This window comes from Nonomuraea insulae (assembly GCF_042656245.1).
In genome coordinates this window covers 267,253-281,642 of the sequence record NZ_JBHSPA010000031.1, presented here as the reverse complement: position 1 = coordinate 281,642, position 14,390 = coordinate 267,253, and the positions used below count along the sequence as shown (strand labels likewise).

Genomic DNA, 14,390 nt, shown 5'->3' with positions numbered 1-14,390 from the left:
GCGGCGCCCGGATGCCCGAGCTCGCGGCGCACTGGACGTCCTCGTGGTGGAAGCGCCGGTTGAGGAACACCGGGATCGCGGTGAGCGGCACCCCCGCCTGGCGGGCCATCAGGTACGACACCGGCGCCAGCTCGCACACGTCGAACTCGAGGTCCCTGATCATCCGGCGGTACGCGGCGATGATCGGCCGCACCTCCACCGGCTCGATCCGGTACCCGTCCACCTCGACGTCACCGTTCAGCAGCGCCTGCGCGTGCGGGTACTCCCCGAAGGCCACCGAGAGCTTCTCCATTGCCTGCCTTTCCGTAGGTGTCATGGGTTCGCGTCAGCCGCCCAGGCGCGACGGCGGGACGCCGAGGGCCTCGCAGGAGCGCGCGACCAGGTCGTCGAAGTCCACCGGCCGCGGCAGCACCTCCTGCTCCAGCGCGTACGCCGCCGCCTGCGACACCGGGCCGCGCAGCGCCTCGAAACCCACCGGGTGCAGGTCAGGTGAGGTGGCGAGCACCTCATGCAGCGCGTCGTACGCCGCGCAGACGGCGGCAGAGTGCTCGCGCGCCGCCTTCTCGCCGACGCCCACGACGTGGTTGACCGGGACGAACCCCTTGTCCCTCGACCACGCGGCGGCGACCTGCGCGGCGTCGGGAATGGCGGTGCGGATGCGGTCGTCCTCCGGCAGCTCGTTGCCCATGATCCCGAAGTCGAGTCGGCCTTCGAGGAAGTCCGGCTGCAGGCGGGCCCCCTCGGGGGCGCGGCGCACCCATGACGGGTCGTGCTGCCCGTCCACGTGGCCGCCCTCGTACACCACCCAGTCGACCTCGCGCAGGTCGACCCCGTACTGCTCGGTGAGGAAGCCGCGCACCCAGACGCCGGTGGTCTGGCTCCAGGAGCGGATGCCCACGCTGCGGCCCTCGACGTCAGCGACGGTCAGGTCGCCGCAGGTCACCAGGGTCTGGTGCTGGAAGCGGCCGAGCGCGGTGACCGGGAGCAGGACCACCGGCCTGTCGTGCGCGACGGCCTGCAGCAGCGTCACGATCGGCAGTTCGCAGATGTCCGCCGACGACTCGCCGATCATGCCGCGGGCGGCCTTGCTCACCGGGCGAATGTCGAGCCGCTCCGCCTCCGTGCCGACCTCGCGGACGGCCGACTCCGCGGCTGCCGCGAGATCGTCGCGACCCAGAACCAACTTCACGTGCGCTTCCTCCTTGATGGGCGTGCACCGCCGCCGGGCCCGGTCACCGGTGGAACCTCTCGTGGTGGCGGCGCAGCAGGTCGATGCCGTAGTCGTTGCCGTTCGGCGTGCGGACCACGGTGTGGATGTGCCGGCGCGACGGCGTGTCGTTGTCGAACATGACGCCGGCCTGGTGCTCGAACTCGATGAGGATCACCGGGCTGTGGATGCGGTAGTAGAAGACGTCGTCCGCGTCGCCGATCCAGGAGAAGTACGTCTCCTCCTCGTGGGCCAGGACCTCCTCCATGCGGAGCCTGGCCTGGTCGTCGCGGGCGCGGTTGACGTACAGGCCGATCAGGTCGGAGGCGATCGCGCGCTGCGGCCCGGCGAGCTCGCCCAGCGGCAGGCCCGCGTAGTTCAGCTCGTGGTTGTCGCGGAAGGCGCCGACGAACAGGTCGGGCGGCATCTCCTCCGCGATCACCGCCTGGGTCCGCTGCCCGTCGGTCAGGCTGGTGAAGAGCTGCTGACCCACGGCCTCCTCGCGGCGGAAGGCGGTGGTTCCGGCGTACTTGCCGGATTCGGCGATCACCGGTTCGGCGCCGAGGAAGGTGGGCGTGAGCGTCATCTGGTCGCCGACGACGACGCAGTTCACGCCCACGTGGTGGCCGTCGAGCTGCCAGCCCCACGGGCCGCCCTTCTCGGGCGATCCGTAGAGGCTGAACCAGTAGAGCCACTCGTTGAGCAGGTGCTCCTCGCCGCGCAGCTCGCCGATGGTCAGATTGAGCCGCATCATGTCGATGACCTGCGCGTATCCGTACGCGCTGAGGCTGCGGCGGACGATGTCGAGCGCCTTGCCGCGCCTGTCGCCGTCGAGGCTCTCCAGGCACAGGCCGTGCCGCAGGAAGTAGCGGGCGCCGTTCGCCCAGTGCCGCCAGGACACGTCGTCGATGGCGAATCGGCCCTGCGCCAGTTCGGGGGACGTCAGCGCGGTCAGGTAGTCCTCCGCCGCCCGGCGCACACCGCTGACATCCAGGCCGGTGGCGCGCAGCGGGAACAGTCCCGGCCGCACGCCGTCCGACGTGGCCACCCCGCGGAAGGGCTCAGCGGCCGCGCGCCGCCGCCAGTCGATCTTCGCGAGCAGTTCCGGCGTGAACTCGGCCGGTCGCCGCGTGGGGGCGTCGCCCCGCTGCCGCAATCCCGTCATCGCCGCCTCCCTCCGTCTTGCGTTCCGTCCCCGCCCAGCACGACCGTCGGCGTGCGCATCTCACACGTCCTCGCCCAGCACAGCCCTCGGCGTGCGCATCTCACATGTCCTCGCTCAAGACGGCCGTCGGCGTGCGCATCTCACACGTCCTCGCCGTGCAGGAGCCGGCGGTAGGGGACGCTGACCACGTCGCGGGTGATCCGGACGTCGATCACGGAGGGCCGGGGGGCGCGTACGTACTCCGCGAGGGCGGCGCGCAACTGCTCCGGCGTCCTGACCGTGGCGCCGCCGCCGCCGAGCGCCGCCGCGACCGAGCCCAGCTCAGGGGTGGGGATCACGGCGAGCTCCGGATCCAGGCCACTGGCCCGCGCCTTGTGGTACTCGGCGCCCAGGCCCTCGTCGTTCATGACGACGACCAGGATCGGCAGGTCGTACCGGCAGGCGGTCTCGAACTCCGACAGGTGCATCAGGAAGCTGGCGTCGCCCTCGACCACGAAAGCGGGCCTGTTGCCGTTGGCCACGATCGAGCCGATGGTCAGCAGCGGGGCCTGGCCGATGGCGCCGAACATGCCGTAGTTCGACAGGACCTCGCGGGAGCGCTGGAAGAGCATGGTGCCGAAGTCGGTCTGGTGGCCGCTGCCCAGGACCAGGCCGATCTCGCCGGGGATCTCCTCGTCCAGGACGTGGATCACCTCGCGCGGGTCGAGGCGGTCCGGCTCGCCGCGGAACTCGGCGGGGGCCACCAGCGGGGCGGTCAGCCGGCGCAGCACCTCGGCGGTGTGGAAGCCCTCCAGGCTGACCGGCCGGCTCTCCAGCGCCCTGGTCAGTTCGGTGAGCCCGGTGACGGCGTCGGCCCTGATGTAGGCGTCGGCCACCGCGCCGTTGCCCATGACGATGTGCGGGGCCGTGTCGATCTGGATGTAGCGGGCGTCCGGGAACAGGTAGCCGTGCTCGATCGTGTAGTGGTTGAGGCTGGCGCCCACCGCGATCACGCAGTCGGCCTCCTGCAGCAGCTCCATCGCGGTCTTGTTGCCGTACAGGCCGGCGATGCCGACGTGGTAGTCGGTGTCGGCGCACAACCAGTTCTTCGCCTGCAGGGTGGTGGCCAGCAGGGCGCCGGTCCGCTCCTGCAGGCGCAGGACCTGCTCGCCGGCGCCCGCGCGCCGCGCCCCGCGGCCGGCGATGATCACCACGCGCTTGCTCGCCCGGACGATGTCGCGGGCCGTCTCGACGGCGGCCGGGTCGGGCAGCGACCGGACCTGGGGGATGAGGTCGGTGGAGGGGACGTACTCGTCCGCGTCCTCGCAGTCCTGCTTCTGCACGTCGATCGGGGCGCTGAGCATGATCGGCCGGGACTCGGTCCTGGCCAGGTAGAAGGCCCGCTGCACGGCCTCCTCCGCGAGGTCGGCCCGGGACACGTGGACGAAGCCGCACTCGATCGCGGCGGCGAAACGCCGCTGGTCGAGATACTGCACCGCGCCCTGGTCTCCCCAGGCCGTCTCGCCGCAGAAGGCGACCAGCGGGGTACGCGCCCGGCTCGCCACGATCATCGAGGTGGCCAGTTGCGCGACGCCGGGCCCGCTGGTCGTGGTCACCACGCCCGGGCGCCCGGCGGTCCGCGCCCAGCCGTCCGCCATGCCGAGGCCGGAGCCCTCGTGGCGCACCTCGTAGAGTCGCACGCCGCGCTGGGCGAGCGCGTTCATCCAGTGCATGTTGGCATCGCCCATCATGCCGAAGACGTCGCTCGTGCCCTCCGCGACGAACGCCTGGGCGAGCACTTCATAAACCTTCACGTCAGCGCTTCCTTCAACTGGGTCCCTTTCAGCACGCCCTCCAGCCGGCCGAACACGCGCAGCGCGTTGCCGCCGTACAACGCCTCGTGATCGATGTCGATGGAGTCGAGGAGGTATTTGGTGTCGTCGAACCGCCGGCCCGTCTCCGGGTCCACCGCGCGGACGGCGCCGATCATCTCCGAGGCGAACAGCACGTTCTCGGCGGGGATGACGTCCAGCAGCAGCTCCAGGCCCCGCTTGTGGTAGACGCAGGTGTCGAAGAAGACGTTGCGCAGCACCGCCTCCTCCAGCGGCGGCCGGCCCTGGTCCAGCATGTAGCCCCGGTAGCGGCCCCAGTGGTAGGGGACGGCGCCGCCGCCGTGCGGCACGATGAGCTTCAAGGTGGGGAAGTCGGCGAACAGGTCCGACATGCACAGCTGCATGAACACGGCGGTGTCGCCGTTGAGGTAGTGCGCGCAGGTGCCCTGCAGGGCCGGGTTCCGCGACATCGCGACGTGGATCATCGCCGGCACGTCGAGCTCGACCAGCTTCTCGTAGAGCGGGTAGTACACCCGGTCCGTCAGCGGCGGCGCCTGCCAGTGGCCGTCGGAGGGGTCGGGGTTGAGCAGGCAGCCGACGAACCCCAGCTCCGCGACGCAGCGTTCCAGCTCGGCGACGCTGTTGCGGACCGAGGCGGCCAGGGCGTCGCCGGGCGACTGGGGGAGCTGGCACACGCCGACGAACTTGCCGGGGAACAGCGCGCACACGCGGGCGATCAGGTCGTTGCTGACCAGGGACCAGTCCAGGCTGGTCCGCTCGTCGCCGTAGTGGTGGGCCATCTTCCCCGCTCCCGGGGAGAAGAGCGTCACGTCCGTGCCGCGCTCTCGCTGCAGCTTGAGCTGTCCCTGCTCGATGGCGGCACGGATCTCGTCGTCGCCGACGCGGAGGTCGTCGGGGGACACGCGCGCGCCCGATTCCTCGTACGCCCGGATCTGCCGTTCCCGCCACTGCCCGAGCGCGGGCGGGGCGGTGGTGAAGTGGCCGTGACAGTCGATGATCATGAAAGTCTCCTCGTCAGGCTCGGCCGGTCAGCTCGCGGCCCAGGTCGAGGCCCGGATAGGAGCGCACGGGGAGCGACATCAGGAAGCGGTAGCCGTCCTCCAGCACCTGCTTGACATTGGCGGCCGTGACGTGGGGATGACCGACGGCGACCCCCCGCTCGGCGCAGACGTCGAGGATGCGGCGCTTGGACTCCATGACGAGCGGATGGTCGTACTGGCGCGGCACCCCGAGCTCCTGGCTCATGTCGCCCTCGCCTGGCAGCACCAGGCCGATGCCCGGAACCTGGTCGAGGATGTCGGGCAGGTTCTCCACGCCGCGCTGGTCCTCGATCATGATGGCGACGAGGATCTCGCCGTCCGGGTCGAGCGGCCAGACGTCGCTCCTGGCGTAGTACTCCTCATTCGAGACACCCCAGTAACGCGCCGCCGCGGCCGGGCTGTCGCCGCGCAGGCCCGCGGGCTCGTAGCGAGGGGTGCCGGGCAGCCGGGGGTAACGGCAGGCCGCGACCGCGTTGTACGCCTCGTCGACCGAGGTGATGTGCGGCCACACGATGCCGTACGCGCCCAGGTCCAGGGCCTGCTTGGCGTGCCACTGCGCCTTCTCGGAGCCGTTGGCGGGGATCCGTACGAGGGGGGTGACCGGGGCCGCGAGGCTGTCGGCGCGGAAGATCTGGCGCCGGTTCAGCAGGTACTGCAGGCTGTCCCGCAGCGCGATGACGTCCCACGGTTTGTGCTCGGTCTCGAAGACCAGGCCGTCGTAGTCGGCCGTGCCGAACTCGACGGCCGCCGCCGGATCCGGCGCGACGAAGGAGGTGAAGACGTGCCGCCCCTCCGCCAAGCCGTCGATCACCCTATTCAGCCTGGGCATTGCCACTGCTCCCTTCTTTCGACTGCTCCTGTGCTCGGCCGGGAACCGGCGCCGCCGGTCGGCGCCGTTCCAGCAGGCGCGCCCACCAGACGCGCAACCGGCCGAACAGGCCGGCGGGCCGTGGCGCCTGGCCGGTCGTGGTGGCCGCGACCTGCTCGGCGACCGGGACCGGGCCGGCGCAGCGCTGGAGGAGTTGGTCCGAGAACTCCCGGGTCATCCGCGTGACCACCGCCCCGGCGCCCGACTCGACCAGCGAGGCGAGCTTGCCGTTGATGGTGATCTCGCCGTTCACGGCCACCCGCGCGTCGCCGGGCCCGTCGCCCTCCACCACCCGGAACGTGGCCTCGGCGGTGAAGCGGGTGGCCCGCTGGCCGTCCCGGCCGCGCGCCGACAGGCGGCCCTCCCGCTCGTCCTCGGCCAGTTCCAGGGTGACCTGGGCGGCGAACCTGACGCGTACCGCGCCGAACTTGACGACGAGCGTCCCGTCGAACGAGCCGTCGTCGTGGGCCGCCCCGAGTTCGGCGCCGTTGATGCAGGACACGACGTCCGCGGGGTTCGAGATGACCTCCCAGACGCGGGCCCGCGGACTCGGAACGGCGATCTCTTCCGTGATCGATATCAAGGTGTCGTCCCTCGTCTACGCCGTGGCGTCCGTGGTGTGCGGCTCGGACCTGAACAGGCTCCACAGGTCGTTGTAGAGCTCGGAGAACTCGCGCGACTCGACGAGGGAGCTGATCTGGCGCGGGCGCGCGAAGGGGACGGGCAGGATGCGGCGGATCGTGCCCGGCCCGTCGGACATCACGATGACCTCGTCGGCCAGGTAGATCGCCTCGTTGAGGTCGTGCGTGACGAAGACGAGCGTGCCGTTCTGCTCCTCCCACAGGTTGAGCAGGTCCTGCTGGAGCTTGAGCCGGGTGATGGCGTCAAGCGGGCCGAAGGGCTCGTCCATCAGCACGATGGAGGGGTCGTAGATCAGCGCTCGCGCGATCGCGCAACGTTTCTGCATGCCGCCGGACAGCTCCCGGGGGAAGTGGTCCTCGAACCCCGTGAGCCCGACGACCTTGACCCAGTGGTCGATCCTGGCGTTCCGCTCCTCCTTCGGGACCTTGCGGAACTTCAGCGCCAGCCCGATGTTGGCCCTGACACTGAGCCAGGGCAGCAGGTGGGCCTGCTGCGTCACGTACGCGGCCTGGGAGTTGACCGTGGTGACCGGCTCGCCGTTGAAGTGGACCTCGCCCTCCGTCGGCGAGAGCAGCCCGGCGGCCAGGTTGAGAATCGTGCTCTTGCCGCAGCCGCTGGGGCCGATCACGGCGATGAACTTGCCGCGCCCGACCTGGAAGGACACGTCCTCGATGGCCGGCCGGCGAGCACCGGGGAACTCCAGGGTGACGTGCTCGAAGCGGAGTGCGTCCGGATGGTCGTTCGACAATGTGCCTCCTTGACCGCCCAGGAGTGGCGGGAGGGAAGTTCTGCGCGTGTGCCCGGGTGGCGTCACCCGCTCCGCACAGTCGCTGGTGCGCTGGCTCGTGGTTGGTGCGTCTGGCGTTCGCACGCCGGTCTGGCCGCCTGTCACTCAACTCAAGGATTGTCCGACAAGCAGTTGATCGAAACGTAACAGCGCCGACTCATTCCTGCAAGAGTCCGCCTTGAACGGGCTCTAATGTCCGACAATCATCGGGCTGCGGAGCCGTACAGACCGGCGGCCGTAGACAATCCGTCCTCGGCCGGTCCAGACTGTGGCACTACGTGGTTCAGCGTTTGGCGTTCACATGGCGGTCCTCGACTGGTGTTCTTCGCGAACAGAGAGGTCATCGCAACGATGTGGGACTCCGAACACGCCTGGCGGCCATCCCGTAGAAGGGTGCTGGGCGCCCTGGCGGCCTCCGCCGCCGCCGCGCCGCTGCTCACCGGCGAGGCCGCGGCCGGCACGAAGCAGGAACTTCTCTACCTCGGCACCTGGCGGGGCGCCCAGGTGACCGGCGCCCGGTTCGACCCCGAGGCCGGGACCATGACCCCGTTCGGCACCGTGGCGCAGGTGAATTCGAGCTGGCAGGCCAAGCACCCGTCGAAACCGGTTCTCTACGTCGGCAGCGGGGACGCCGGCGGCACCGTCTCCGCGTTCCTGATCGACCGGGGGAGCGGCGCTCTCGACCTGATCGGCCAGGTGACGACGGACAGCGCGGGCACGCCGGGCGGCCTGTCCTACATCGGCACCGACCAGCCCTCCGGCACCGTTCTGGCGGCGAACTTCGCGGCGGGCCTGGTCGCGGCGCTGCCGATCCGGAGGGACGGCGGGCTCGGCTCTCCGGCGTCCGTCGTGGTGGACACCGGCTCCGGCCCGAACCCACGTCAGGCGGGCCCGCACCCGCACCACGTGGTCGTGGACCCGAGCGGCAGATACGCGTTGGTCGCGGACTTCGGCGCGGACCGCGTGTTCGTCTACCGCTTCAACCGCGCGACCCGCGAGTTGTCCGCCGGCGAGGCGAGCGGCCCTCCCTCGTACGCGGGCGAGGCGAGCGGCCCGCCCTCCTACGCGACGAACCCGGGCTCGGGTCCGCGGCGCCTGGCGTTCCATCCCAACGGCCGCAACCTCTACCTGCTGAACGAGCTGACGGCGGACCTCCACGCCCTCGACTGGGACCCCGGGAAAGGACGGATCACGCCCGGCCAGAGCCTGCCCATCGACGCACCCGGGCACACCGGCGTCAAGAGCGGGGGCGAGCTGGGCATGAGCCGCGACGGCCGCTTCGTCTACGCCTCGAACCGAGGCGACAACACCATCGTCGTCTTCGCCACCGACCGGCGGACCGGCCGGCTCACGCTCGTCCAGCGCGTTCCCTGCGGCGGCCTGTCGCCCTGGAGCTTCACGATCCACCGCGGCGGCAGGTGGATGCTCGTGGCGAACCAGGTGAGCAGCACGGTCAACCTGTTCGGCGTCGATCCCCGGTCCGGGAGGCTGACGGACACCGGGACGTCCATGCCCGTGCCGAATCCGGACTGCATCACGTTCGGGTAGCCCCGTAGGAGCTCGGCACGACCTGAAGGCCCCGCTTCGGGACCAGAGCGGGGCCTTCGGATCGTGGGAGGCTACAGCCCCGTCATCTCCAGCCTGATGAAGTACGAGTAGAAGGTGTCGTCGGTTCCGGTGATGGTCTTCGTGATGCCGGCCACCTGTCCCACGGAGAGCCCCGCGCACACGGCGCCCTGCGCCCTGATCGTGCCGAGAGTGGTGCCGCCGGCGACCCACGGCGGGGTGACCTCGCTCAGGGTGTAGAGCGCCGACCCGGTGGAGCTGATCACGGCGCTGGGGCTGCCGAAGGCCCCCGAAGTGGCACTGGCGCCGGCCCACATGTTGACCCAGGTGTTGCCGGCGGGATACATGATCCCGCCCAGATTGACACGGATCTCGTCAACGCCGTCGGACTCGTCCACGTTGTTCGCGTCGACGTGGTCCAGTTCCACCCGGCACGTAGGGGTCCTGGCCGTCGCACCGGCGGATGGGGCCGCGACCACCGCCGCCGGCACGGCCAGGCCCGCCGCCAGGGCGAGTGTGGGGATCAGCTTATGAGAGCGCATGCTGTTTCTCCTCGGTGTGACGTGCGTTCCGCGTTCCTCGCGAAGCACGGCATCAGAGTGCGGCCGGCAGCGTGAGCGCATCGTGAGAGCCCAGGTCAGTGGCGGACAGCACGCTCCATCCGCGCCCTTTTGCGCAGCCACGCGGCCGGGACGCGCCTACTGTGCTGCGTCTATGGGAGACTCGCTGACTCTGCTGCTGCTCGGACCGCCGGAACTGGCCCTCCAAGGGCGGCCGGTGGGCATCCGCGCCGCCAAGACGCGCGCCCTGCTCTGCTATCTCGCCGCCACGCCGGGCCCGCGCCCGCGCTCCGAGCTGGCCGCGCTGTTGTGGGGCGAGCGGCCCGACGCCAACGCCCGGGGCAGCCTGCGCCTGGCGCTGTCGGAGCTGCGCAAGGAGGTGGGCGGGTGGCTGGACATCACCCGCGACCACGTACGCTTCCTCGCCGGCGACGGCTGCTTCGTCGACCACGGGCACCTGGCCAGGACGCCCACCGTGGCCGAGGCGCTGCGGTTGTGGCGCGGCGACTTCATGGACGGCGTGGAGTTCTGCGACGCCCCGGCGTTCGGCGGCTGGCTGGAGTCGGAGCGCGGGCGGGCCCGGCTGCTGCTGCGCGAGCTGCTGCTGCGGGCCGGCTCCGCGCCGCCCGAGCAGTTCGTCCGGCTGGCGCGGCTGGTGGCGGAGCTGAACCCGTACGACGAGGAGGCGCACCGGCTGCTGATCACGGCGCTGGCCGGAGCCGGCAACCGGGGCGCGGCGCTGGCCTGCTACGACGACCTGCGGCGGCGCCTGGCCGACGACCTGGGAGTGGAGCCCGCGCCGGAGACGGCCGCCGTCCGCCGGCTGCTCGTGACTCCGGTACGCCGCGCCGCCCCGCCCGTACCCCGCACCGACCTCTTCGGCCGGGACACGGAGATCAGGGAACTGCGCGCGCTGCTGGCCCGCGAACGCCTCGTGACCCTGCGCGGCCCCGGCGGCGTCGGCAAGACCCGCCTGGCCATCGCCGCCGCCGCGTCGTCGTGCGCGTTCGTGTCCTTCGCCGGGGTACGCCCTGAGGCGGCCGTCACGACGCTCGCCCAACGCCTCGGCGTGGACCTCTCCCCGCAGCGCCCCGCCCTTGACCTGCTGCTGGCCGCCCTGTCCTGCCGCGAGCAGCTCCTGGTGCTGGACAACCTCGAACACCTGCCGGCCTTCGACCCGGTCATCGGCCGGATCATGCGCACCGCTCCCGGGGTACGGATCCTCGCGACCAGCAGACGCCGCCTGGACGTGCCAGGGCAGGTGACGTTCGAGGTGGCGGGCCTGCCGGGCCCGGCGGCCGAGGCGTTGTTCGTCTGCAGGGCCTTACGGGCGCAACCGGCGTTCGACCCGGACCGGCACGCCGCCCCCGTCGCCGCGATCTGCGCTGCCACCGGCGGCCTGCCCCTGGCCATCGAGCTGGCGGCCGGCCTGCTGCGCGCGGTGCCGCTCGCCGAGCTGGCCCAGCGCCTCGGCGCGAACGCCGGCCTGCTGTCCGCCGACGGGCCGGCCGCCCGGTCGCGGCACGCCTGCATGCGCACGGTCTTCGAGACCTCCTGGCGGCTGCTCGACCCGGCCGGGCAGGCGGCGCTGGCGGCGTTGTCGGTGTTCGGCGGCGGTTGCACGCTGCGTGCCGCGCTGGAGGTGGCCAGGACCACGCCGCGCGTGCTGATCCGCCTGGTGGATCACAGCATGATCCAGCTCACCCCGTCCGGCCGGTACGTCCTGCACCCCCTCATCCAGCAGTTCGCCGCCGGTCACCTGCACCCCCGGGAACGCCGCGCGGTGCGGGAACGGCACGCCGCCTGCTTCAGCCGCCTGCTCGACCGGCACGCCGCCGCCCTCCAGGACGCCTCCGACACCGAGGTCACCCGCCTGCTGGGCGCGGAGATGGACAACATCCGGCCGGCCTGGGCGGTGTCCGGCCGGCCCGGCTTCCTCGACCGCTACTGGGTGTTGTGCCTGCGCCTGCGCCTGTACGAGGAGTCCGGCGCCATCGTCCTGCGGCACCTCGCCCGTACGTCCGAGGCCCCGTACCTGCGGGCGCGGTGGTTGCGGATGGCGGGGGTGAGCGAGCACCAGCTCGCCAGGGAGTGCGAGTCCACCCGCCTGGCCAGGGCGGCGCTCGACGCGGTGGGGGAGCGGCTCCCGACGTCCCGTCCCGGACTCGCCGCCGCCGCCCTCACGGCCGCCGCCCGCCAGTTCCTCCACCGCGCGCTGCCGATCCGCCGCTCAGGCAGCGCCACGCAGGCCGAGGTGGCGCAGGCGCTGACGTTCCTGGCGCGGCTGGCCTACCACCAGCAGGACCTGCTCACCATGGTGGCCGCCTCGTTACGCCAGCTCAACGCCGCCGACCGGACGCCGGACCCGGCCCTGCGCGCGGAGGCGTACGCGAACTTCGCCACCATCGCCCGCGTCGCGGGACAGCACCGCCTGGCCGCCCGTTACGGCGCCCTCGCCGATCGGTCGCTGAGCGACATCGACCACCCGACGGAGCCCGCCGGCCGCGCCCGCCTGGCCAGGGGCCTGGACCTGCTCGCGGCAGGGGACTTCGAGGGGGCGCGCGGCTCGTTCGCCGAGTGCCGGGCCAGGACACTCGATCCCCGGGTGGCGGAGAACTGCGCGGGGATGCTCGCCGAGACGGCCCTGTGGCGCGGCGACTTCGAGCAGGCGGCGGAGCTGTTCGCCGACACGGCCGAGCAGGCGGCCAGGCGGGTGGGCGGCGACGACATCGGCCGCCACTGGTGCCTGATCGGCCAGGCCGAGGCGCTGCTGCGGATCGACGGGACGAGCGCGGAACGGATCGGCCAGGTGCTGACGGCGGCCCGCGCCTCGACCGACCGCCGCCGCGCCCACGAGCAGCGACTCGGCCTGCGTGACGGCCCGGTCATGCCGGTGATCCAGGAGATGCGCCTGCTCACGGCCGCGGCCCGCCTCGGGCGGAGCGACCCGGGGCAGGCGTTGACCGCGGTGCTGGACCTGGCCGGCCGCCTGCCGTCGGCCCAGCGCGGCATGCTGGAGTGCTGGTCCGGGCTGGCCGAACTGCTCGTGTCCCTGCCTCCGGACGCCGCCACGGCGCGCCGGCTCGACCGGCACCTGGCCGCGTACCAGTCCCGCCACCCGGGCGCCGCGGCCCGCATCGGCTGGGCCCGCGCCCTCGTCCTGGCTCACGGGGGGCGGCGCAAGGCCGCGGGGAAGGCGGCGGAGCAGGCCATGAGGACGGCCGAGCGGCTCGGCGCACCGTACGACCACCACAGGGCGAAGGATCTCGTGGCCGGCCAGGGCTTTGTGCGAGAGAAGCCGAAGGACCTTCAGGTCGGCTAGGGCTTTCGTGCGGGGGAGGCCGAAGGCTTCCGGGTCGGCTAGGGCTTTCGTGTGGGGAAGCCGAAGGACCTTCGGGTCGGTCAGGGTTTTCGTGCGGGGGAGGCCGGTGATGCGCGGCCGACCAGTTGCCGCAGGGCCTCGACGTGGCCGTCGAACGCCGTCCGGCCCTGCGGGGTGAGCATGACCAGGGTGCGGCGCCGGCGGCCGGCGCCTTCCTTGCGGACCTCGGCGTACCCGGCCTCGGCGAGGGTGGAGATCTGTTTGGAGAGCGCGGAGTCGGTGAGTTCGAGGCTCTCCTTGAGGAAGCTGAACTCGGCCCACTCGGTCGCCGCGAGCAGCGCCATCAACCCCAGCCGGGTCGGGGGATGGATCAGCTCGTCGAAACCGGCCGGGGTGGTCATGCCGTCGCCCGGCGCATCAACGCCCGGTACAGCGGTTCGGCGGCCGCGACGATGACGGCGATGACGACGCCGATGAGGGTGTGACGCAGCGGGAAGTCGATCCGGTCGACCAGCCACATCCCGGCGAAGGCGAGGACGGCGCCGGCGAGCGCCATACCGCCGAGTACGGCCCAGAACCGGCCGGTCAGCTGGGACTGGTGCATGACCGCCCTGCTGCGCCGGCCGGCGATGGTGAAGCAGGTCAGACCGGCGACCAGGGCGACGCCGAGGATGCTCAATTGCAGGGCCGAGGGCACGGGAAGATCCAGTGCCGCGAATCCGGCGATCATCGCGACCATGCCGGTGGCGTCCCAGCCGCGGTGCCGGCCGCGGGACGCGCCGTCGATGACCTGATTGCGGCGCTTGGCGATCTCCGCGAGGCCGGCCTGAGCGTCATCGGTGTGGTTCATGCTGAACTCCTCCACGGTTTGACTTGCCTAGCAGGAAAGTTAACACGCTACTTTCCCGTCAGGCAAGTCAAAACCGAACGAGCCCTCACCGACGAGCTCACCGCGAGCGAACCCGGCTGGCACACCGCGCCGTCCTGGTTCGTCTACGGCGAGCACGACCTCAACATCCCCGCCCAGACAGTGCGCTTCATGGCCGAACGCGCCTCCGCACGGGCAACCCGCGAGATCCCCGGCGCCTCCCACGCGCTGGCGCTCTCCCAACCCGGCGCCGTCACCGCCGTCATCCTCGACGCCGTCGACCACATCAAGGAGTGACGCTCCCGTGCCTGCCATCCTCGTTCACGGGGTTCCCGACCGGGGAGATGGTGCGGCACGTGGACGCGCTGATGAAGGAGAGCATCCTCAGGCTCCACCGCTCCGCTCCGCTCCGCGCCGCGGCCCGCCCAGGTGGCCGCCGCACTCGAGGAGCACTGGCGGCGCCACGAAGACGGCTGACCCGGCGGGTGCCGTTCGCGGCACCCGCCATCGCCGGAACCTGATCCCCTGCCCTG

General features: G+C 71.8%; 15 protein-coding genes. 4 read left to right on the top strand and 11 right to left on the bottom strand.

Going from position 1 to position 14,390, the window contains the following annotated elements:
• From ACFPZ3_RS28575 to ACFPZ3_RS28540, 8 genes are all read right to left on the bottom strand, one after another.
• Nucleotides 1-292: hypothetical protein (locus tag ACFPZ3_RS28575; protein WP_379517336.1), on the bottom strand; the 292-nt coding region annotated here is incomplete at its 3' end.
• Between the two features lie 33 nt (nt 293-325).
• Nucleotides 326-1,189, bottom strand: a complete 864-nt coding sequence (locus ACFPZ3_RS28570; protein ID WP_379517335.1) for a hypothetical protein — start codon at nt 1,187-1,189, stop codon at nt 326-328.
• A 43-nt stretch (nt 1,190-1,232) separates the two neighbouring features.
• Nucleotides 1,233-2,372: a DUF3500 domain-containing protein gene (locus ACFPZ3_RS28565; protein WP_379517334.1), complete on the bottom strand. Its 1,140-nt coding sequence runs from the start codon at nt 2,370-2,372 to the stop codon at nt 1,233-1,235.
• Nucleotides 2,373-2,512: 140 nt separating this feature from the next.
• On the bottom strand, nt 2,513-4,165 hold the full coding sequence (locus tag ACFPZ3_RS28560) for a thiamine pyrophosphate-binding protein (RefSeq protein WP_379517333.1): 1,653 nt from the start codon (nt 4,163-4,165) through the stop codon (nt 2,513-2,515).
• Nucleotides 4,162-5,205, bottom strand: a complete 1,044-nt coding sequence (locus tag ACFPZ3_RS28555; protein WP_379517332.1) for an amidohydrolase family protein — start codon at nt 5,203-5,205, stop codon at nt 4,162-4,164. The genes ACFPZ3_RS28560 and ACFPZ3_RS28555 overlap by 4 nt, the downstream gene beginning before the upstream one ends.
• Nucleotides 5,206-5,218: 13 nt before the next feature.
• On the bottom strand, nt 5,219-6,073 hold the full coding sequence (locus ACFPZ3_RS28550; RefSeq protein WP_379517331.1) for an HpcH/HpaI aldolase family protein: 855 nt from the start codon (nt 6,071-6,073) through the stop codon (nt 5,219-5,221).
• Nucleotides 6,057-6,695, bottom strand: a complete 639-nt coding sequence (locus ACFPZ3_RS28545) for an SRPBCC domain-containing protein (protein WP_379517330.1) — start codon at nt 6,693-6,695, stop codon at nt 6,057-6,059. The genes ACFPZ3_RS28550 and ACFPZ3_RS28545 overlap by 17 nt, the downstream gene beginning before the upstream one ends.
• A 15-nt stretch (nt 6,696-6,710) precedes the next feature.
• Nucleotides 6,711-7,502 carry an ABC transporter ATP-binding protein gene (locus ACFPZ3_RS28540; RefSeq protein ID WP_379517329.1) on the bottom strand — a complete coding sequence of 264 codons (792 nt, stop codon included), beginning with the start codon at nt 7,500-7,502 and terminating at the stop codon, nt 6,711-6,713.
• Nucleotides 7,503-7,892: 390 nt separating this feature from the next.
• On the opposite strand from ACFPZ3_RS28540, the gene ACFPZ3_RS28535 reads away from it, so the two are divergent.
• The gene (locus ACFPZ3_RS28535; protein ID WP_379517328.1) at nt 7,893-9,089 is read left to right on the top strand and encodes a lactonase family protein; all 1,197 of its coding nucleotides are present in this window, start codon (nt 7,893-7,895) and stop codon (nt 9,087-9,089) included.
• Between the two features lie 71 nt (nt 9,090-9,160).
• Here ACFPZ3_RS28535 and ACFPZ3_RS28530 read toward each other — a convergent pair whose 3' ends face one another.
• Nucleotides 9,161-9,649: a hypothetical protein gene (locus tag ACFPZ3_RS28530; protein WP_379517327.1), complete on the bottom strand. Its 489-nt coding sequence runs from the start codon at nt 9,647-9,649 to the stop codon at nt 9,161-9,163.
• A 172-nt stretch (nt 9,650-9,821) separates the two neighbouring features.
• Between ACFPZ3_RS28530 and ACFPZ3_RS28525 the strand changes: the two genes are divergently transcribed.
• Nucleotides 9,822-12,989, top strand: a complete 3,168-nt coding sequence (locus ACFPZ3_RS28525) for an ATP-binding protein (RefSeq protein WP_379517326.1) — start codon at nt 9,822-9,824, stop codon at nt 12,987-12,989.
• 80 nt (nt 12,990-13,069) lie between these two features.
• Here ACFPZ3_RS28525 and ACFPZ3_RS28520 read toward each other — a convergent pair whose 3' ends face one another.
• Together ACFPZ3_RS28520 and ACFPZ3_RS28515 are read right to left on the bottom strand one after the other, a co-directional pair.
• On the bottom strand, nt 13,070-13,390 hold the full coding sequence (locus ACFPZ3_RS28520) for a winged helix-turn-helix domain-containing protein (protein WP_379517325.1): 321 nt from the start codon (nt 13,388-13,390) through the stop codon (nt 13,070-13,072).
• Entirely contained in the window at nt 13,387-13,839 is a 453-nt protein-coding gene (locus ACFPZ3_RS28515) for a hypothetical protein (protein WP_379517324.1), read from the bottom strand. The genes ACFPZ3_RS28520 and ACFPZ3_RS28515 overlap by 4 nt, the downstream gene beginning before the upstream one ends.
• Before the next feature lie 18 nt (nt 13,840-13,857).
• Here ACFPZ3_RS28515 and ACFPZ3_RS28510 point away from each other — a divergent pair, with 18 nt between their 5' ends.
• Together ACFPZ3_RS28510 and ACFPZ3_RS28505 are read left to right on the top strand one after the other, a co-directional pair.
• On the top strand, nt 13,858-14,154 hold the full coding sequence (locus ACFPZ3_RS28510; RefSeq protein ID WP_379517323.1) for an alpha/beta fold hydrolase: 297 nt from the start codon (nt 13,858-13,860) through the stop codon (nt 14,152-14,154).
• A 59-nt stretch (nt 14,155-14,213) separates the two neighbouring features.
• Nucleotides 14,214-14,378, top strand: a complete 165-nt coding sequence (locus tag ACFPZ3_RS28505; RefSeq protein WP_379517322.1) for a hypothetical protein — start codon at nt 14,214-14,216, stop codon at nt 14,376-14,378.
• Nucleotides 14,379-14,390 lie beyond the last annotated feature (12 nt).